General features: G+C 66.1%; 16 protein-coding genes. 6 read left to right on the forward strand and 10 right to left on the reverse strand.

Annotated elements, in window-relative coordinates; all coding sequences use genetic code 11:
• The first annotated feature begins 1 nt into the window (after position 1).
• From cydB to AXYL_RS28095, 6 genes are all read left to right on the forward strand, one after another.
• The gene (gene cydB / locus AXYL_RS28075) at positions 2-1,009 is read left to right on the forward strand and encodes a cytochrome d ubiquinol oxidase subunit II (protein WP_013396268.1); all 1,008 of its coding nucleotides are present in this window, start codon (positions 2-4) and stop codon (positions 1,007-1,009) included.
• Positions 1,009-1,152: a DUF2474 domain-containing protein gene (locus AXYL_RS34480; RefSeq protein ID WP_013396269.1), complete on the forward strand. Its 144-nt coding sequence runs from the start codon at positions 1,009-1,011 to the stop codon at positions 1,150-1,152. Before cydB ends, AXYL_RS34480 begins: the two co-directional genes overlap by 1 nt.
• A gap of 27 nt (positions 1,153-1,179) precedes the next feature.
• Positions 1,180-2,589: a PLP-dependent aminotransferase family protein gene (locus AXYL_RS28080; protein ID WP_013396270.1), complete on the forward strand. Its 1,410-nt coding sequence runs from the start codon at positions 1,180-1,182 to the stop codon at positions 2,587-2,589.
• 79 nt (positions 2,590-2,668) lie between these two features.
• Positions 2,669-3,181 (forward strand): sigma-70 family RNA polymerase sigma factor, encoded by a 513-nt coding sequence (locus AXYL_RS28085; protein ID WP_013396271.1) that lies wholly within the window; start codon positions 2,669-2,671, stop codon positions 3,179-3,181.
• Positions 3,178-4,155, forward strand: a complete 978-nt coding sequence (locus AXYL_RS28090) for a DUF4880 domain-containing protein (protein ID WP_013396272.1) — start codon at positions 3,178-3,180, stop codon at positions 4,153-4,155. The genes AXYL_RS28085 and AXYL_RS28090 overlap by 4 nt, the downstream gene beginning before the upstream one ends.
• A 105-nt stretch (positions 4,156-4,260) precedes the next feature.
• Entirely contained in the window at positions 4,261-6,705 is a 2,445-nt protein-coding gene (locus AXYL_RS28095; RefSeq protein WP_013396273.1) for a TonB-dependent siderophore receptor, read from the forward strand.
• Here the strand turns inward: AXYL_RS28095 and AXYL_RS28100 are convergent.
• The 10 genes from AXYL_RS28100 to AXYL_RS28145 form a co-directional block, all read right to left on the reverse strand.
• Entirely contained in the window at positions 6,702-7,679 is a 978-nt protein-coding gene (locus AXYL_RS28100; protein ID WP_013396274.1) for a Bug family tripartite tricarboxylate transporter substrate binding protein, read from the reverse strand. The two genes, AXYL_RS28095 and AXYL_RS28100, sit on opposite strands and share 4 nt — an antisense overlap.
• 74 nt (positions 7,680-7,753) lie before the next feature.
• Positions 7,754-8,983: a tricarballylate utilization 4Fe-4S protein TcuB gene (gene tcuB, locus AXYL_RS28105; protein ID WP_013396275.1), complete on the reverse strand. Its 1,230-nt coding sequence runs from the start codon at positions 8,981-8,983 to the stop codon at positions 7,754-7,756.
• Positions 8,970-10,385, reverse strand: coding sequence for an FAD-dependent tricarballylate dehydrogenase TcuA (tcuA, locus tag AXYL_RS28110; protein ID WP_013396276.1), 1,416 nt, complete (start codon positions 10,383-10,385; stop codon positions 8,970-8,972). The genes tcuB and tcuA overlap by 14 nt, the downstream gene beginning before the upstream one ends.
• A 77-nt stretch (positions 10,386-10,462) precedes the next feature.
• Complete coding sequence (locus tag AXYL_RS28115) at positions 10,463-11,389, reverse strand: LysR family transcriptional regulator (protein ID WP_013396277.1); 927 nt, start codon at positions 11,387-11,389, stop codon at positions 10,463-10,465.
• Positions 11,390-11,451: 62 nt separating this feature from the next.
• A complete protein-coding gene (locus AXYL_RS28120) occupies positions 11,452-12,360 on the reverse strand; it encodes a c-type cytochrome (protein WP_013396278.1) in 909 nt (302 codons plus the stop codon).
• A complete protein-coding gene (locus tag AXYL_RS28125) occupies positions 12,353-13,699 on the reverse strand; it encodes a cytochrome c (protein ID WP_013396279.1) in 1,347 nt (448 codons plus the stop codon). The genes AXYL_RS28120 and AXYL_RS28125 overlap by 8 nt, the downstream gene beginning before the upstream one ends.
• A gap of 214 nt (positions 13,700-13,913) precedes the next feature.
• A complete protein-coding gene (locus tag AXYL_RS28130) occupies positions 13,914-14,612 on the reverse strand; it encodes a glutathione S-transferase N-terminal domain-containing protein (RefSeq protein ID WP_013396280.1) in 699 nt (232 codons plus the stop codon).
• 99 nt (positions 14,613-14,711) lie between these two features.
• On the reverse strand, positions 14,712-15,623 hold the full coding sequence (locus tag AXYL_RS28135; RefSeq protein WP_237709948.1) for a DUF6708 domain-containing protein: 912 nt from the start codon (positions 15,621-15,623) through the stop codon (positions 14,712-14,714).
• A gap of 17 nt (positions 15,624-15,640) precedes the next feature.
• Entirely contained in the window at positions 15,641-18,277 is a 2,637-nt protein-coding gene (locus AXYL_RS28140; protein ID WP_013396282.1) for a T6SS effector BTH_I2691 family protein, read from the reverse strand.
• Positions 18,267-19,112: a DUF4123 domain-containing protein gene (locus AXYL_RS28145; RefSeq protein WP_013396283.1), complete on the reverse strand. Its 846-nt coding sequence runs from the start codon at positions 19,110-19,112 to the stop codon at positions 18,267-18,269. The genes AXYL_RS28140 and AXYL_RS28145 overlap by 11 nt, the downstream gene beginning before the upstream one ends.
• Positions 19,113-19,129 lie beyond the last annotated feature (17 nt).

Genomic DNA, 19,129 nt, shown 5'->3' on the forward strand with positions numbered 1-19,129 from the left:
CATGGGCATCGACCTTGCACTGGTATGGGCCGTCATCATCCTGTTCGGCGTGATGATGTACGTGATCATGGATGGCTTCGATCTGGGCATCGGCATCCTCTTTCCGCTGATCAATGACCGCGAGGAACGCGACGTCATGGTCAACACCGTGGCGCCTGTGTGGGACGGCAACGAAACCTGGCTGGTGCTGGGCGGCGCCGGCCTGATGGCGGCGTTCCCGCTGGCCTACTCGGTGATCCTGAGCGCGCTGCACCTGCCGCTGGTGTTCATGCTGCTGGGCCTGATCTTCCGCGGCGTGGCGTTCGAATTCCGCTTCAAGGCGGACGAACACCACCGTCCGCTGTGGGACCGCGCCTTCGTGCTCGGCTCCGTGTGCGCCACCTTCTTCCAGGGCGTAACGCTGGGCGCCTACATCGAAGGCATCCCGGTGGTGGACCGCGCCTACCAGGGCGGCGCCTGGGACTGGATCAGCCCGTTCTCGCTGTTCACCGGCGCGGGACTGGTGGTGGCCTACGCGCTGCTCGGCTGCACCTGGCTCATCATGAAGACCGAAGGCCGCCTGCACCGCCACATGTGCGACATCGCCCGCCCGCTGACGCTGGCGCTGCTGGCCGTGATCGCGGCGCTCAGCGTCTGGACGCCGCTGGCGCAGCCGCAGATCGCGCAGCGCTGGTTCAGCCTGCCGAACATGTTCTGGTTCCTGCCGGTGCCACTGCTGGTCGCGGCGGCCGGCTTTGACCTCATCCGCCGCGTCAAGGGCATGCCCAACGCCGGTCCGTTCATGCTGTCGCTGGCGCTGCTGTTCCTGGGCTACAGCGGCCTGGGCATCAGCATCTGGCCCGCCATCATCCCGCCCGACGTGTCCATCTGGACCGCGTCCGCCCCGCCGCAAAGCCAGGGCTTCGCGCTGGTGGGAGCGCTGGCGATCATTCCGATTATCCTCATGTACACCGCCTGGTCGTACTACGTGTTCCGGGGCAAGGTGCGTCTCGGCGAGGAGTTCCACTGATGAACCACTCCCAACCCTCCCTGCCCTCGTGGCGCAGCCGCCTGCTCTGGCTGGCGATGATCTGGGCATGCAGCGTCGCGGCGCTGGGCGTGGCCGCCTATGCGCTGCGCCTGGTGATGCGAGCCATCGGCATGTCGACCTGATTCCGACCCACGCAAACGGACCCGCCCATGAAGCGCTATGAACGGCTGACAGAAGAAATCACCGCCTCGATCCGATCGGGCCTACTGCGGGCGGGCGACCGCCTGCCCTCGGTGCGGCAGACCAGCGCCAGCCGCGGGGTCAGCCCCTCGACGGTGTTCAAAGCCTACTACCTGCTGGAGGCGCGCGGCCTGATCCGCGCCCGCGACCGCTCCGGCTATTACGTGCTACGCGCGCCGCACGCCACGCTGCCGGAACTCGACGGCCTGTCCAGCGCCAACGCCGGGCGCCATCCGGTGGACGTCAGCGACAACGTGCTGCAGGTGCTCAACGCCACCCTGCGCCGCGACATGCTGCCCTTCGGCTCGGCCTTTCCCAACCCGTCGCTGCTGCCCTACGGACGCCTGGCGAAGTTCATGGCGTCCACGGTCCAGCGCCTGGATCCCTGGGGCTCGATCGACGACCTCAGCCCGGGCGACGCCGCGCTGCGCCGCGCCATCGCGCTGCGCTACCTGGCCGATGGCATGTCGGTGCCGGTGGACGACATCATCATCACCAACGGCGCGCTGGACGCGCTGAACCTGAGCCTGGCGGCGGTCACCAGCCCCGGCGACGCGGTCATCGTCGAGTCCCCCACCTTCTACGCCGCGCTGCAATCGCTGGAACGCAACCACCTGCACGCCATCGAAGTGGCCACGCATCCGCGCGAAGGCATAGACCTGCAAGCGCTGGAGCAAGCCATCCTGCGCCATCGCCCCAAGGCCTGCTGGCTCATGACCAACTTCCAGAATCCATTGGGCAGTCTGATGCCCGACGACAAGAAGGAAGCGCTGGTGCGGCTCTTGGCCAGCCACGACGTGGCGCTGATCGAGGACGACGTCTACGGCGAGCTGTACTTCGGCGAAAGCCGCCCGCGCCCGGCCAAGGCCTTCGATCGCGACGGCATCGTGATGCACTGCTCTTCGTTCTCCAAGACCCTGGCGCCGGGCTACCGCGTGGGCTGGGTGGCCGCCGGCCGTTACACGCGGCGCATCATGCGCAACAAGCTCACCACCAGCCTGGCGACGGCGGCGCCCACCCAGGCCGCCATCGCCGCCTATCTGGAAAAGGGCGGCTTCGACCGCCACCTGCGCCAATTCCGCCAGGCGCTGGCCCAGCAGCAAGGGGAACTGCTGCAAGCCATCGCCCGCTACTTTCCCAAGGGCACGCGCGCCACGCGGCCGCTGGGGGGCTACTTTGTATGGGTGGAGCTGCCGGCCCACATCGACACGCTCAAGGTGCACCGTGCGGCGCTCGGGCACGGCATCAGCATCGCCCCGGGTCCGCTGTTTTCGGCGTCCGGCGGCTTCGGCAACTTCCTGCGGTTGAACGGCGGGCATCCCTGGAATCCGGAGATGGAACAGGGCATGGCGACGCTGGGCAAGCTGCTGGCCGGCTAGCAGCACGTTGTCCTGACGGGCGATTCAAGTTATAAATGAGTGTTATTCTTATTGACACTGATTTGTGGCCCGGCCCTTCATGGATTCCCCCGCGTACAAGAACGTCCACCGGCTTTACGCGGAACACCATGACTGGCTGCTCGGCTGGCTGAACCGGCGCGTCAACAACCGCGCCGACGCCGCCGACCTCACGCAGGACACGTTTGTCCGCGTCCTCACCTCCGCCAATGCGACCACCCTGTCCGAACCTCGGGCTTATCTCCTGACACTGGCCCGCCGGCTCACCATCGACCTGTGGCGCGCGCGCGATGTCGAGGCGCGCTATCTGCAGGCGCTTGCGCTGGAGCAGGAGCCGATAGCGGCATCGCCCGAGACGCTCATCATGCTGAAGCAGGCGGTCATGGAAATAGACCACCTGCTGGATGGACTGCCGGTGCCGGTCAAGCACGCCTTCCTGCTGAACCGGCTGGATGGCATGACCCATCCCGCCATTGCGAAAACCCTGGGCCTGTCGCTGGCGACGGTGGAGCGCCACGTGAAGCGCGCCTTCCTGCACTGCCTCGCCGCGCGTCGCGCCGCGCAAGCGGCATGAGCGGCGCCTCTTTGCCGCGCCCCGCCTGCGACGCGCAGCTGGAACAGGCGGTCGACTGGATCGTGCTGCTGACGTCAGGCCAGGCCACCGACGGCGACCGCCAGCGCTTCGACCATTGGCTGGCCAGCCATCCGGACCATGCGCGCGCCTGGGCCGAGGTGGACGGCATCATGCAGCAGCCGCTGGCCAGGCTGCGAGGCGCGGCGGACACCGCCCCCGGCCCCGTCCGCGCCGCGCGGGCCGCCCTGTTGCAAAACAGCGGACTGGACCGGCGCCGCCTGCTGAAACTGACGATGCTGCTGTCCGGCGTATCCGCCGGCGCCCTGATCGCAGACCGCTACATTCCGCTTGCCGGACTGTCCGCGACCTATTCCACGCATACCGGGGAACGCCAGACCTACACGCTGGAGGACGGCTCCATGCTGACGCTCAACGCGCGTTCGGCCGCCGATGTGCGCTATGACGATACGCGGCGCCTTGTCCTGCTGCGCCAGGGCGGGCTCTATGCCGAGGCCCGCGCCGACAGCCGGCCCTTCGTGGTGCAGACCCGGTACGGCGCCGTGCATGGCGGCGCATCGCATCTGGCGGTCAGCCAGTTCGATACCTATGCCGTGGCCAGCGCTCTCGAAAGCACGCTGACCTTGCGGCCGGAACGCGGCAGTCCTCTGATACTGGCTCAAGCCGGCACGGCCGCCTTCGACCGTGACCGCGCCTGGCAACGGGAAGACGTCGCGCAAGCCAGCTGGCGCAGCGGCATCCTCAGCGTGCGCGATGCCCGCCTGGCCGAAGTCATCGAGCAGTTGCGTGCCTATCAAGCCGGCGTGATCCGCCTGTCGCCAGAGGCTGGTGCGCTACGCGTTTTCGGCGTGTTCCCGCTGGACGACCCGCGCCAGACCCTGCTGGCCCTGGGCGAAACCCTGCCGATACAAGTCCGTCGCTACGGTCCGTGGCTGACGCTGGTGGACTCGGCATAAGAAAAAAAACACGCCTTCGCGCGGCGATGAGGGGATTGAGGTTGGGTATCCGTCATTACCTGTGACGCAACCGAAATCCCTTTTCTTCGCCGGACATCTTGAATCATGAATTTCTCCTTGAGCCGTAGTGCGGCGCTCGTCGCCAGCGCTCTCAGCGCCTGCGCGTTGACGCCGTCCGCGACCGCACAGGACGCCGCCCCCACGCACCAGGCCGCGCAGTCCTACGACCTGCCCGCTGCCCCCTTGGCGGACACGCTGAGCCGGATCTCGCTGCATAGCGGCCGCACCATCTCGGCCAATGCCGAACTCGTCGCGGGCAGGCAAGCCGCGCCCGTGCGCGGCGCGCTGAGCGCCGAAGCCGCGGCGCGGCAGGCCCTGGCAGGCACGGGCCTGGAACTCGTCGTCACTCCCGCTGGGGTGCTGAGCGTGCGCCTCCAGCCCCATGCCGGCGCGGTGACATCGCTGGAGCCAGTCATGGTCACGGCCAGCAGCATCATCCCGCCCAGCGAGGGTACGGGTTCGTATACGGTGCCCGAATCCAGCTCGGCGACGCGTATGCGCCTGTCATTGCGCGAAACGCCGCAGTCCGTCACGGTCATCACGCGCCAGCAGATGGAAGACCAGGGCATCGTCACCATCGCCGACGCGCTGGAGCAAGCGCCCGGCGTGGTCGTCAGCCGCAGCAACTCCGAAGGCTACAGCTTCTATTCCCGCGGTTTCCAGCTGCAGAATTTCCAGTTCGACGGACTGCCCAGCCTGTCCAGCGACGGCGGCAACGTGCGCGACAACTACAGCATCAGCAGCTCGGTCATCTATGACCGCGTCGAGATCCTCAAGGGCGCCACCGGCCTGGTCAATGGCGCCGGCTATCCTTCGGGCGTCATCAACCTGATCCGCAAGCGGCCCAGCCGCGAGTTCCAGGGCAGCGTCACCGCCGGCGCCGGGTCCTGGGATCAGTACCGGGGCGAACTGGACCTGGGCGGCTCGCTGGCCGAGAACGGCAGGATACGCGGCCGGATGGTCGCCGCGGTGAACGACAGCGCCAGCTTCATCGACTACACGAAAACCCGCGAAGACGTGCTCTACGGCATCGTCGAGGCAGACATCACCCCGCGCACGACCGCAACGCTGGGTATCGAATACCAGAAGAACAAAAACGACGCCTCGTCCAACATCCATCTGCCCGCGTTCTACTCGGACGGCCGGCAGGCGAGCTTCTCGCGCTCGACCAATCCCGCCGACAAGTGGACTTGGCGCAATCACGAGACCACGCGCTACTTCGCCGACGTCACGCACACCTTCGACAACGACTGGCAGCTCAAGCTGGCCGCCGGGCATCGGAACTATTCCTCCCGCGAGATGATCGCGGGGATGGGCGGCTCATTCATCGACGCAAAGACGCACGCCATCAGCCACAGCCTCGGCCAAGCCAGCCTGTTCGATACGGATTCGCGCGAGAACAGCGTGGACCTGCAGGGCTCCGGCATGTACTCGCTGCTGGGCCGCCGCCACGACCTGGTGTTCGGCTACAACGCCGCGCGCACGCATTCGACGTCGCGACGCGATGATGGCCTGAGCGACACGATCATCAACGACGCCTTCAACTGGAACAACAACAGCTTCAAGCCCACGGTCTACAAACGCCTGCTGGACCATGATATCGAGGTGTCGCAGAAGATCCTCTATGGCGCCACCGTCCTGCATCCTACTGACAGGCTCGCATTCATCCTGGGCGGACGGCTCACCGACTACCGCTGGGAGCAGAATTCCGTCTTCAGCAGCGGCTTCCGCGGCAACTACGGCACCGAGGTGAAGAACAAATTCATCCCGTATGCCGGTATCACGTTCGATGTAGACGCCTATCACACCGTCTATGCCAGCTACACCGACGTGTTCAAGCCGCAGGCCTTCAACTTCGACGCCTCCAATCGCCAGCTGGATCCCATGACGGGCAAGAGCGTGGAAGTGGGCGCCAAGGGCGAATACCTGGACGGCCGGCTGAACGCCAGCGTCGCGTTGTTCCAGCTCAAGCAGGACAACGTCGCCGAACTGGATCCCAGCGGCGCCATGACGCCCACTGGCGGCACCGCCTACATCGCCGTACCCGGCGTAACGACCCGGGGAATCGAGCTGGAGGTATCCGGAGAATTGCTGCCCGGCTGGCAGGTGCATGCCGGTTATACCTACAGCCGCTCGCGCGACCGCGCCGGCGAGCGCGTCAGCACGACCCAGCCGAAGCAGCTGTTCAAGCTGGCCACCACCTATCGCCTGCCCGGAGACTGGCACCGCCTGACGGTGGGCGGCAACGTGCATTGGCAAGGAGGCACCTACTTCGCGCAGACCGTCAACGGCGCAAGCCGCCGCTTCACGCAAGACAGCTATGGCGTGCTCGGCCTGATGGCCGCCTATGACTTCAACAAGGACCTGCGCTTGACCGTGAACCTGAACAACATGCTGGACAAGACCTACTACTCCGGCATCGGCAACTACAACTCCGTCTACTACGGCGCGCCGCGCAACGTGCTGGCGCAGTTGCGCTACAAGTTCTAGTTCGCGGTCGCGCCCGAGTCCTTGACCGCCTTGGCCCAGGCCGCGATCTCGCTCTGGATGAAGGCGCCAAACGCCGCGGTGTTCAGGCTGGAAGCCTGCGCGCCCTCTTCCATCAGGCGCTGCTTGACGGCCGGCGCCGCCAGCGCGCCGCTCAGAGCCTGATTCAGCGTCGCAACTACCGCGTCCGGCGTGCCGGCCGGCGCGACGATGCCGTGCCACGACACGGCCTGGAACCCGGGCAGGCCCGATTCCGCCATGGTCGGAATGTCCGGCATGGCGGGCGAGCGCTGCGGCGAGGTGACCGCCAGCGCGCGCAGCGTGCCAGCCTTCACGTGCGGCAGAACGCCAGGGATGGTGGTGAACATGAAGTCGATCTGGCCGCCGATCAGGTCGGTGATGGCGGGGCTGCCGCCCTTGTAGGGAATGTGCGTGAACTGGAGCTTCGCGGCGCTCTTGAACATCTCGCCAGCCAGGTGGCCAGGCGTGCCCGCGCCGGCCGAGCCCATGTTGATCTTGTCGCCCTGCGACCGGATATAGGCGACCAGCTCCTGCACGTTCGCGGCCTGCACCTGCTTGCCCACCACCAGCACGTTGGGCACCGTGGCCAGCAGCGTCACCGGCGTAAAGTCTTTCACCGCGTCATAGGAGATGCGCGAGTACAACGACGGGTTGATGCCATGCGTGCTGGCGGTGGCCAGCAGCAGCGTGTAGCCGTCGGGCGCGGATGTCGCCACCTGTTTGGCGGCGATGGTGCCATTGGCGCCGCCCTTGTTGTCGATGACGATGGTCTGCCCCAGGGTCTTGGCGGCCTCGGCTGCAACCGTACGCGCAAGAATATCCGAGGTGCCGCCGGCCGAGTGCGGCACCACCAACGTGATCGGCTTCGAGGGGAAGGACTGGGCTTGCGCCGCCGGCAAGGCCGGCAGCAGACAGGCGGCCAGCGCGGCGCGCGCCAGCAAGGAAGTACGGAACATTGAAGTCTCCTGGTTTGTTATCGGTCGCGGCGCCGTCGGCGGGCGCCGTCAAATCCCCGCGACTACGCGGCCCTTCAGTCCGAGCCCAGCTGCAGCTTGTTGGGCTGGCGTTTCTCGATGGCCCACTTCAGCAGCGCGGCCGAACGGTAGATGCCATGGGCGAACTTGCCGTAGGGCAAGGTCAGGAACAGCGCCATCACCACGCCCAGATGAATCGCCAGCAGCAGCGCCATCGCGCCGCCGTCGCGGCCGGCCAACAAGGCCAGGCCGGTGGCGCTGGTCAGGAACAGCAGCGCAATGAAGCCGCGGTCCATGGGTTTTTGCGCCGCGTCGCCCTGCTGCGGATGACGCTTGAAGTTCAACCACAGCAGCCCCGCCGGCCCGATCAGCAGGCCGATGCCACCCGCCGTGCCCAGCAGCACCGGCGCGCTCCAGAACGGATACGGCGCCTGCAGGTCCAGCAGGTAGTGGTACAGCGTCGCGACGCAGGTGGCGGCGAAGCACAGCATGAACCCATAGAACGTGAAGTGATGGAACCGGCGGCGCCACAAGGTGAAGGCGTCGTCCGCGTTGTTGCAGCCCTTGCCATGCCCCCCATCCAGATAACGCAGCCGCAGCGCGTCGTGCGCCGCCTCCGCCACCGCAGCACCCGTGGCCGCCCCCGGGCTGACATTGCGCCAGAAGCGCGTCACGCCCACGCCCAAGGCCAGCATCGAGAATCCGAACACCACGCCGAACATCAGCGCCAGCGTGTTGTGCGGGAACACGGCATAGAAGTTGCCGGCCATCGGCTCGTGGAACAGGCCGCCCGCCATCAGCACGGCCAGCGTCAGGAACAGCGCCAGACCGGCGGCGGTCGCCAGCGACAACACCAGGCCATTGCGCTTGTACAGCGCGCCCAGCGCCGCGGGCCAGGCGTAATCGGTGTAGGTCTGCATCCGGACCCGGGCCATGGCCTGCGGCACGTTCACCGCGAACTCGTGCGGCGGCGCGTACTGGCAAGCGTGCAAACAGGCGCCGCAGTTGTGGCACAGATTGGCCAGGTAGTTCAGATCGGCTTTGCCGAATTCCAGGCGCCGGGTCATGGCGGGAAACACCGCGCAGAATCCTTCGCAATAGCGGCAGGCGTTGCAGATCTGCATGACGCGGGCGACTTCGGTTTCATCGCCGGTCAGAAGCTCCGCCTGGGGCTTGGCCTGTTTGCCTAGCCAGCGCACCGGCTGCTCGGCCATGACGGGCGCCGCCTCGGCATGCGGCGTGGAAAAGGACTGCGCCTCGCGCGCCAGGGCTTCAAGCTGCTTCATATCGTGCTTCCGCGTGGTGCCGGCCGCGCGCGGCGGCGGCGGCCCGGGTGCCGGCGATGCGGCCGAAGGCCGTGCCGATGGACATGCCCACCCCGGCCGTATAGCCCTTGCCCAGCACATTGCCGGCCATCATTTCGCCCGCGACGAACAGGTTGTCGCTGGGCATGTCGTTGAACCGGACCGCGGCGGTGTCATCCACCTTCAGGCCCAGGTAGGTAAAGGTGATGCCGGGCCGCAAGGCATAGCCATAGAATGGCGCGGTGTCGATGGGCCGCGCCCAGTGCGTCTTGGCCGGCGCCAGGCCCTCGGTATGGCAGTCGTCCAGCGCGGTGTGGTCGAACTTGCCGACGCGGCAGGCCGCGTTGTAGTCGCGCAGCGTCTGCTCGAACACCGCCGGATCCAGCCCCAGCTTCACGGCCAGTTCCGGCAAGGTGTCGGCCTGCACGCCGGGGAACACCGGCGGCATGAAGCGGCCGACGGCCTTGGCGTCGATGATGGAATAGGCGATCTGCCCCGGCTGCATGGCCGTCAGGCGGCCCCAGATGGCGTAGCGCTTGGGCCAGAAGTCCTCGCCTTCGTCATAGAAGCGGCGAGCCTCGCGGTTGACTACCACGCCCAACGATACGCAGTCGATGCGCGTGCAGATGCCGCCGTCGTACAGCGGCGCGCGCGCGTCGATGGCCACGCAATGCGACTGCGACGGATCGCCGATGCTGTCCGCGCCCGCATCCAGCATGAACTTCAGCAGCACGCCCATGTTGTAGCGGGTGCCGCGGATCAGGAAATTGTCGGCCGGCCATTCGCCGCGTTCGTTCTGGCCCCAGGCCTCGCGCAGCCACTCGCGGTTGGACTCGAAGCCGCCGGCCGCCAGCACACAGGCGCGCGCCTCGATGCGCTCAGCGCCGATGCGCGCGGCCACGAAGCGCCCGCCGTCCAGCTCCAGCGAGTCGACCGGGGCGTCGTAGCGGATCTGCACGCCCAGCGCCTCGGCACTGCGGTAGTAGGCGTTGACCAGAGCCTTGCCGCCGCCCATGAAGAAAGCGTTGGTGCGCGCTACGTGCAGCGCGCCCGACAGCGGCGGCTGGAAATTCACGCCGTGGCGGCGCATCCAGTCCCTACAGGTGGAGGATTCGCGGATGACCAGGCGCGCCAGATGCTCGTTGGTCAGCCCGCCCGTCACCTTGAGCAGGTCCTGCCAGTATTCTTCCTCGGGGTAGGCCTCGATCAGCACGTCCTGCGGCGCATCGTGCATGCAGCGCAGATTGCGCGTGTGCTGCGAGTTGCCGCCGCGCCACTCGCGCGGCGCCGCTTCCAGCAGCAGCACGCTGGCGCCGGCCTCTCGCGCCATCAGGGCCGCGCACAGCGCCGCGTTGCCCCCTCCCACCACCAAGACATCGACCATGCCATTGTTCCTCTTCCAAGGAACGGACTGTAGCGAGCAAGCGCACCCGCCGATATCAGCCAGGCGTCAACAGGTCTTCATGAATCGTGAAGGGTCACCACCGGCCATTTGCCCGCGCGCGCCAGCGTGCGCGAGACATCCGCCAGCACCAGGCGGGCAGCCAGGGCCGCGGGCGACAGCTCGTCCTCGGACAGGCTGGCCAGCAGATTGGGACGGTACAGGTGGGCGTCGTCGATGCGCGCCATGTGCAACTGACCCGGCGCGATCCGCGCCATGGCGGAACTGGGCTGGATGGTGGCCACATGACCCAGCTGCACCACGTCCATCAGCACCGGCAGGCCATCCACCTCCACCGCCACCAGCGGCGCGCGACCCGACTGCTGGTACGCGTGGTTGACCAGCGCGCGCAGCCCGTGGCGTCCGCTGGGCAGGACCAGCGGCAGATGCGCAATAGCTTCGATGCGGGTGGTGTCGCCTGCCGGCAAACCCGGCATGCCGGGATGGGCCAGCAGGAACAGCGGCTCGTCCAGCAAAGGCGTAATGCTCCAGCGCCGCGCGGATTCGGCCTGGAACACGATGGCCAGGTCCAGCAGGCGGCCGTTGAGCATGTCGCTCAAATGGCCCGACAGCGCCTCCACCAGATGCAGGCGGATGTCGGGATAACGCTCATTCATGGCTTGCACGAAGGGCGCGCCGAGGATGGCGGCGGTGGTGGAAGGCAGGCCCACGCTGACGTGGCCCGCCAGCCTGGCCTGCTGCGCCGCGTGCACCGCATCGTCGGCGTGGCGCAGCGCCAGCTGCGCCTGGCGGAAAAACGCCAGCCCCGCGTCGGTGGGCTCCACGCCGCTGGCGCTGCGCCGCAGCAGCCGGGTGGACAATTCGCCCTCCAGCCGGCTGATCTGCTGGCTGAGCGCCGAGGTCACCATGCCGATGGACTGCGCGGCGCGGCCGATGCTGCCCGCCTCCACGACGCGGACGAAGTAACGCAGTTGGCGCAGTTCCATGGGCGGCCCCGGCTTTCCATAAGGGATGACAGGGCCGATTGTAGAGGCTGGGCGGCGGCGCCTCAGTAGCGCGCGTCCTTCGGTTTCTTGCCTTGCGGCCAGTCCTTGTCCTTGCCCGCGAAATCCGGGCGCGGCATGTGGGTGAAGTATTCAGCCACGTCCACCGCGTCCTGGTCCGACAGCACGCCGCCCTCGCCCCAGCTGCCATGCGTGTTCACGCCCATCGGCATGCTGTTGCGGATGAAGGCCGCGGCCTTGTAGGTGCGCGCCAGGCCCGCGCCGATATTGAAGGACTCGTCGCCCCACAAGGGCGGAAAGGCGATATCGCCCGAATGGTCCTTCTTGCCCTCGCCATTGGCGCCGTGGCAGGACGCGCATTGGGCCGCATACAGGCTCTTGCCGCGCACCGCGTCGGGCACGAGCTTGGTGTCTATCGGCCAGGCGTTCTCGATCTGCACCTTGGCGCCGTGCGGCACGTCCTGGGCCAGCCACTTCATGTAGGCGATCATGGCCTGCATTTCCGCCGAGTCCTTCTCCAGCGGCTTGCCGTTCATCGAACGCATGAAGCAGCCGTTGATACGATCCTCCAGCGTCACCACCCGGTTGGCGCGCGGATTGAACTGCGGGAACGAATTGACCGTGTTGATGTAGGGCGCACCCAGCGGCTTCTTGCCACCCTGCACGTGGCAGCTATTGCAGTTCAGGCTGGCGCCCGTGTTCTGCGGCAGCAGGCGACGCGTCTCGGTCAGGAGACGCTTGCCGTAGTTGATCTGGTCCGCGTTGGGCTGCGCGGCGATCTGGGTGTCCGCTGGAATGGTGTAGTCCGGCAGGCGCTTGCCGTCCTTGTCCAGCACCGGGAAAGTGCTGCGCGCGCCTGGCGCCGCGGCCTCGGGTTCGGCCGTGGCAGCCGTCCAGCCGCCCACGGCGATGGCAGCTGCCAGCAGCGCGGCGATCCTGATGTGCTTACTCATGCTTGCCTCCGCCGATGTTCGGCTTCTTGCTGGCCAGGAACTCGCGGATATGCGCGACGTCCTTCTCGCCGATCGCGGGCGCCTGGTTGGTCCATCCTGTGCGGATGAAATTGATCACGTCTGTGATATCGCGGTCGCTCAGGTGCTTGAAGCCCGGCATCGCGAACGTCATGGCATCCGTGTCGTTGGATGGCATCCTGCCGCCTTCCAGCGTGATCTGGATGATGGATTGCGGGTTCTGCGCAAACACCGCCGAATTGCCCGCCAGCGCCGGGAAAATACGCGGCATGCCCTGCCCGTCGGCACGGTGGCACACCACGCACTGCTCCGCGTAGATGACCGCGCCGCGCGAGTCGTAGCGGCCATCGCGCAGGGACGCGGTGGTGCTGTCGGCCTTGGGCGGGAAGGCGGCGAGCTTGCCGCCCGCCGCAGGCAATTGCTTCAGGTAGGCCGCGATGCTGGCAAGGTCGCCATCGGTGAAATAGCGCGTGCTGTGCTCGACCACGTCGGCCATCGCGCCGAATGCCGCCACCTTGTCGGTGCGGCCCGTCTTCAGGAACAGCTCGATGTCCTGCGCGCTCCAGGATTGCAGGCCCTGAGCCTCGCCGCGCAGGCTCTTGGCGCGCCAGCCGTCGATCACCGCGCCGGACAGGAAGGCGTCGCCGTCCGCCAGGGACAGCGCCTGTTCCTGGTAGGCCAGGCCGCGCGGCGTGTGGCAGGCGCCGCAGTGGCCCGGGCCTTCGACCAGATAGGCGCCGCGCACCAGCTTTTCATCGGCGCCGGCCGGGGCCGCGAACTCGCGCTTGCCCGCGAACAGCAACTGCCACCAGGCCATGGGCCAGCGCATGTTCAGCGGCCACGGAATGGTGGAATCCGCGCTGGGCTGGCTGACGGGCTCCACCTGCGACATGAAGTAGGCGTACAGCGCCTGGACGTCCGCATCCGGCATGATGGCGTACGAGGGATACGGCATGGCCGGATACAGCGGCGTGCCGTCCTTGCGGATGCCGTACTGCACCGCGTTCTTGAAATCCGCGTAGCTGTAGCCGCCGATGCCCGTCTGCTTGTCGGGCGTGATGTTCGACGAATAAATGGTGCCGACCGGCGTCTGCATCGCCAGGCCGCCCGCGAAGGGCTTGCCATTGGGCACGCTGTGACAGGCCACGCAGTCGCCCGTGCGCGCGATGTAGGCGCCGGCCTCGGCCAACCGCCTGTCGTTGACGTCGACGGACGCCGCCGCGTCGGCCTTGCGATTCGCGGTCAGCAACTGCGCGCCGCCGATGGCCAGGCCCGCAGCCGCCAGCAGGCCCACCGCGACCTTGATCCCGATCCTCTTCATTACTGCCCTCCGTTGCACGCTGGGCAGCGTGCACGTCGGGGTGTTCGTACGGCCTGTCCAGCTTATGGAGGAAGCTTACGCCTTTCAGTAATAAGTTAATGACCGAAAAACATATAACTTGCGGGCTTGTTTGATTTGCCGCAAGCCCGCAGCGGACGACGGGAAACCGGAAGCACGCGGCCGCTCAGGCAGCGGCCGCGCAGCCGCCCACGACTCAGGCGGGTATCGTCAGGCCCCGGGTCACCGCCGGGCGGGCCACGAAAGCCTCCAGCACCCGGGCAACATTCTTGAAGCGCGAGAACTCCACCAGCTCGCCCGCGCCATAGAAGCCCACCAGATTGCGCACCCAGGGCAGGATGGCGATATCGGCAATGGTGTATTCATCGCCCATTACCCAGTCGCGCCCCGCCAGCCGTTGGTCCAGCACGTTCAACAGGCGCTTGGACTCCTCCGCATACCGGTCGCGCGGACGCTTGTCCTCGTAGTCCTTGCCGGCGAATTTGTGGAAGAAACCCAGCTGGCCGAACATCGGGCCGATGCCGCCCATCTGGAACATGATCCACTGCAGCGTCTCGTAGCGCCCCGCCGTGTCCGCCGGCAGGAACTTGCCCGCCTTGCTGGCCAGGTAGATCAGGATCGCGCCAGACTCGAACAGTGCCAACGGCTTGCCGTCGGGGCCATTGGGATCGAGGATGGCCGGAATCTTGTTGTTCGGGCTGAGCGACAGGAACTCGGGGGAAAACTGGTCCCGGGCGTCAAAGCTGACCCGGTGGACCTCGTAGGGCAGCCCGGTCTCCTCCAGCAGGATCGACACCTTCACGCCGTTGGGCGTGGGCAGCGAATACAGCTGGATGCGGTCGGGGTGCCGGGCGGGCCACTTCTTGGTGATGGGGAAGGCGCTGAGGTCGGTCATGCGGGGGGCTCCAGGGGGAGGGGCGGAATGGTCGGGGTAATCCTAGCGCAAATCCGCCTGGCGCAAATACAGGCGCCCGCGCCGCCGCAGGGGCCGCGCCTAGCGCAGATCCTCGGGATTCATCGACGCATCGCGCACGTATTTGTCGCCCGGCTCAGGCTGCAGCGTAGCCTCGATCTCCGGCGGAAACGCCGGGATTTTGCTGGTCTGCATGACCGCCCAGCGCATGATGGCGTGCAAGTAGTTGAACGGCATCATCATCAGATACATGAAGCCCGGACTTTGCGCGTCATTGGCGAAAACGCGCTCTTTGGAAAAGGCGAAGCTCTCGCGCTTGCCATCCACCGGCATGCAGTACAGGACCGCGTCCAGCACCGCCTGCGGGCCTTCCTCCATGTAGCGGCGCAGGAACTCCCAGTGCGAATAGGCGTTCTCCACGCGGCTGGTGGCGATGCAAAAGGCGAAGGTCTCCCGCACCGTGACGCCGTCCTCGGCCAGGATCAGGCCGCGTATGTCCCAGTTGAGCCAGCCGAACGTGCCCTTGCCCCGGCCCAGCGTGAAGTAGATCTTGTCCCAGGGCGCCGTCAAAACGGTGCCATCCAACCGGAACACATGCACCAGACGGTGCTTGCGATCCAGCGCAATGGGATAGTAGGTCCAGCGGAACATCTCCTTGCACGCGCCCCAGGCGCCAGCCAACCCCAGCGCGGCGAACATCGCCATGCCGAAGAAGATCGCCTCCCAGAGGCCATTCTCATTGGGCACGTTATCCACCACCAGAATCCAGGCCAGCATCAGGATGCCGCCCACGCCAAAGGCCACGCCTATGGCCCCGATCAAGGCGATGAAGCCCCGCCAGCCGTACCAGCGGTCCACCGACAGCAAGCTGTTGGAATTCATCTTCACGACGCAGAGCTGCGCCAGCAGCGGGACGTCGAGACGCTTCTTTTGCAGCAAGCGATGCTCGCGGTCGAACTCCGAAAGCGGACGATCGTTAGGGAACCTGGACATCAGTCCCGTAAAGTCCATCACGACCCTCCCAAGGCCACGCGCAGGCTGTTCATTTCTTGCTGCACCCCATAGTAGTAATCGGCCCCGGCCTGTCCCTGCAGTTTCCCCCACAGACAGCGCTTCAGCCATTCATCGATCTTGTTGCCCTTGAATTTCTCTATCAATATCGCCACGATGATCAGGAGCACCGCGGCGATCAGGCCCACGACCGTGGCTGACAGGGCGAACGCGCCGATGACAACCAGGCTGAGGATACCCGAGGCAAGGTAAAGCCCGCCCATCAGGCCGTTCTTTTCAATCGCGAATTGGTCTTTGGCGGATTTGAAATCGAACACAGCCATGATGACGCCGGTGACCACGCCTATGCGGCCGCCCCATCGCACCAGCAGAGAACCGGTGGTTTCAAGCCCCACCCCTATTCCCAGCCGCATGCCAGCGGCCTGTCGGCTCTTGAGCGCCACGCCCAATACGTCGGCCACCGAGCCGCCCGCCGATGCGATTCCGACCACGAATTTCCAGCTCGCGTCGCTGCGTTCGTGAGGCATGGCCGATTCCAGGTCGCTCCAGAGCTTGTACACCGCCACGGTCTGGAACAGGCAGCCGACGACGCCGACACGGACGTCCGTGTTGATCGCCGTGCGCCAGCGCGACAGTTCCCGGGCTTCGTATTCCTCGACCGTCATGGTGGTCTGGGCCAGCGCCCTGGCCCTATCGGCGGCCCGCAGGTCTGTTGACACATTGGCGGCGGCATCCCTGTCCACCAACATGAACCAGCGCTTCTTGTCGGTGCCTTCCAGCTGTTCGCCGCGCACTTCCAACCGCCGCAGTTCGTCCGCCACTGCCTGCTCCATCTGGCGCATGCTCACCTGACTGCCATGCTGGCGCAGGACCTCGCGGATCAGCGCGGCGCGGAAAGCCTTCTTGCCGCCCTCGACTTCCACGATTGCCACGTTCTGCCGCGCCAGCAGCCCGACGTACATCGCCAGCTTGCGCGCGATACCGCTATCCACGCCCAGCCTGAGTACATGTACTACCGGCCCCATGACCTGTTCCAGCAGGCGCGCGGTCTTGTCCATCTGCCCTTCGCTCAGCACCTTGAGCCCGGTCTTGTAGGCCTCGTGCAGATTGCCCCAAGGGATGGCCTTCCAGTCGAGCGCCGCTTCGTGCGCCTCGACCACCTTCTTGACCACGAAATCCTGGTTGTGAAACATGGCGCGCAGCAACAGGTTGCGCGTGTCGTCCGGTTCCCCCTGTAGCCAGTCCGCATACTGCTTGAAGCAAATGCGCTTGTCCTGGGTTCCGTCGATGCACAGCGCAAAAACCGTCTGGTAGACCGCTCCGCTATCCGCGTTGTTGGAGTCGTAGTTGCACTCAAACGAATCGAGCGTTTTCTGGCAGGTAATCCACGCCACGTGCGCCTTCGCCAGAGGCACGATGGTCGCGGCGTCGAATTGCGCCAGACGCTCGTCGAATCCTTTCTGCCACGCCCGGCGCGCGTTCTCGTCGTAATTGTCGAAGTACTTCGACCAGGCTTCCCAGCGAACCTTGCCGCGCTCGGCCTCGGTCGGATGGCGGTAGTCTTCCGCCTCGGCCATGCGCTGCTTCTTATTCTCCGGCATCAGCCAGTCCGCCAGCATCTGGCCCACCGCCAGCCCTCCGGCCCCCGACCCTCCCGGGCCGGCTCCCATGCTCGGGGTCGTGGTCCCATAGACGGTATGGTTGGTGGCATCCCGGCCTCTTTGCTCCAGAAACTCGCTCTCGGCCGACTGCATGATGATTTCGCTGAGCGACTCGATGGACTTCGACACGGTCAGGGGACGCAGGTCCTCCTTGTTCGACACGAAGTCGTCGAAGCGTATGCGCATCAGCCGCGCGATATCCTGCAGGATCCCGGTGCTGTCCGGCAGCGCCAGCATCAGGCCCTTGCCGGGCAGGAACGCCTCTGCGGCGTTCTCGATCATTTCCCCCATCCAGCCTTTCACGTCGTAATAGCCGACGGTGCTCCAACCCAGAAACTGCTGCTTCTGATGTTGATCCAGATCGCGCTTGCGATGCACCTGGTAGTCGGCGGCCGTGTCCTTCAGAGTCTTGATGCTCTTGGCATTCGCATGCTTGCCGCTGCTTAGCCAAGCCTGCACATCGAACTTGAACATGTGCCGCTCGCGCATGTCGGCGCCCTTCTTGCCCTTGTGCGCCTTGCACACATCCTTGGTCCACTGCACGTCCGAATATGCCAGCCAGACATAGGTCGCCTTTTTGGCGTTCGGAATGGTCAGCAGCGAAGCCTTGGCTTCGTGGTCCATCGTGCAAGTAAAGGTCCGGTCGCAGTCCTGCACCGGCTTGTCGAGGTCGAAGTTGTACAGGGTGGCGTTTTCGTTGACGTAGTAACCCTTCAGCTCAGAGCGCGCTTCGTCATAGACGTACAGATAGCCCGGGCGCAGCAGGCGCACGCCATAGCGCGCGCTGTCGCCCAGGGGCCTCTCGGCCAGCTGCGGCATGTTCAGGTCGCCGTCCAGCGCCGGAAAGGCGCCGTCGTTCTTCAGCACCGCGTAGCGCAGCGGCATGATGGGCAGGCCGATCCGGTGAAACGGGCAATCCTCCCCGCAATCCAGCGACGAGCGCTTCTTCCCGCAGTTCTTTGCATCATCGGCCATCGGGCTCTCCAGTTCGTTCCATATCCGCGCGCACGCTGGACCAATCTTCATCAGACAGATCCTGGACCGCAGCAAGGTAGGGGTAATCATCTTCGGGCCGCATTGCCGCCAGGCAGGCGCGTACCCGCTCGTGGCGGTGGAAGGCGGGGTGCACGTCCAGGCCATGCCGTGCAAACGCCTTGCGTTCCTGCGCCGTCGCCAGGCCCAACTCCCGGGCCGTGCGGAAATGCGCCATCACTGCCCGGCCCAGGGCGATGCGCCCGTCGGGCTCCAGCGTGTCCAGATCTGACAGCACTTCATTCAGGGCCTGCATCTGGGTCAAGGCGAAGGATTGCTCCACGCTCAACTTCGGGCGCGCCGCCGCCTCGGCGTCGGGGCGTGCCACGGCGCACCATTCGCCGTCCAGATGGAACACGAAGCGCTGCACCGGCCCGCAAAGCCAGGCCAGCTGCGCCGGGTCCAGCATCCATGGCAGCTGGACCAACACGCGCGGGTCGAAAAAACGGAAGAAGCACGGCCCTTGGCCCGCGATGTCGACGATCATCCGCGACCGCAGATGCGCGGCTACGGCATCGGCGGGCTGATCGGAGTGAAGCAACAGCCCCAGCCAGAGATCCCCGCCATCGAGCAAAGCCTGATTCAGGCTGGCCAGCGCCTGCGCCTTGTCCGCCGCTGGCATGGCGGACAGATCCACCAAGCGGGGCATGAGGCCCGGCATTTTCCGCAGCGCCGGCGGCACCAGGGCTTCGGCCTGGACGCAGGCCGGCACGCCGGGCGTCCGTTCATCCTGGATGAGGCCAAAGCCATAGGCGTTAAAAGCCTGGTAATCGAGCATGCCGCCGTCCTCCCGCC

The organism is Achromobacter xylosoxidans A8, assembly GCF_000165835.1.
Classification (GTDB): domain Bacteria; phylum Pseudomonadota; class Gammaproteobacteria; order Burkholderiales; family Burkholderiaceae_B; genus Achromobacter; species Achromobacter xylosoxidans_B.

Bases quoted from the DNA above. Each gene is read 5' to 3' on its own strand.
- AXYL_RS28130 (WP_013396280.1), bottom strand. From the start codon at position 14,612: ATGACCGACCTCAGCGCCTTCCCCATCACCAAGAAGTGGCCCGCCCGG.
- AXYL_RS28135 (WP_237709948.1), bottom strand. From the start codon at position 15,623: ATGTCCAGGTTCCCTAACGATCGTCCGCTTTCGGAGTTCGACCGCGAG.
- AXYL_RS28085 (WP_013396271.1), top strand. From the start codon at position 2,669: ATGGATTCCCCCGCGTACAAGAACGTCCACCGGCTTTACGCGGAACAC.
- AXYL_RS28115 (WP_013396277.1), bottom strand. From the start codon at position 11,389: ATGGAACTGCGCCAACTGCGTTACTTCGTCCGCGTCGTGGAGGCGGGC.
- AXYL_RS28095 (WP_013396273.1), top strand. From the start codon at position 4,261: ATGAATTTCTCCTTGAGCCGTAGTGCGGCGCTCGTCGCCAGCGCTCTC.
- cydB (WP_013396268.1), top strand. From the start codon at position 2: ATGGGCATCGACCTTGCACTGGTATGGGCCGTCATCATCCTGTTCGGC.
- AXYL_RS28145 (WP_013396283.1), bottom strand. From the start codon at position 19,112: ATGCTCGATTACCAGGCTTTTAACGCCTATGGCTTTGGCCTCATCCAG.
- tcuB (WP_013396275.1), bottom strand. From the start codon at position 8,983: ATGAAGCAGCTTGAAGCCCTGGCGCGCGAGGCGCAGTCCTTTTCCACG.
- AXYL_RS28090 (WP_013396272.1), top strand. From the start codon at position 3,178: ATGAGCGGCGCCTCTTTGCCGCGCCCCGCCTGCGACGCGCAGCTGGAA.
- AXYL_RS28120 (WP_013396278.1), bottom strand. From the start codon at position 12,360: ATGAGTAAGCACATCAGGATCGCCGCGCTGCTGGCAGCTGCCATCGCC.
- tcuA (WP_013396276.1), bottom strand. From the start codon at position 10,385: ATGGTCGATGTCTTGGTGGTGGGAGGGGGCAACGCGGCGCTGTGCGCG.
- AXYL_RS28140 (WP_013396282.1), bottom strand. From the start codon at position 18,277: ATGGCCGATGATGCAAAGAACTGCGGGAAGAAGCGCTCGTCGCTGGAT.
- AXYL_RS28080 (WP_013396270.1), top strand. From the start codon at position 1,180: ATGAAGCGCTATGAACGGCTGACAGAAGAAATCACCGCCTCGATCCGA.
- AXYL_RS28100 (WP_013396274.1), bottom strand. From the start codon at position 7,679: ATGTTCCGTACTTCCTTGCTGGCGCGCGCCGCGCTGGCCGCCTGTCTG.
- AXYL_RS34480 (WP_013396269.1), top strand. From the start codon at position 1,009: ATGAACCACTCCCAACCCTCCCTGCCCTCGTGGCGCAGCCGCCTGCTC.
- AXYL_RS28125 (WP_013396279.1), bottom strand. From the start codon at position 13,699: ATGAAGAGGATCGGGATCAAGGTCGCGGTGGGCCTGCTGGCGGCTGCG.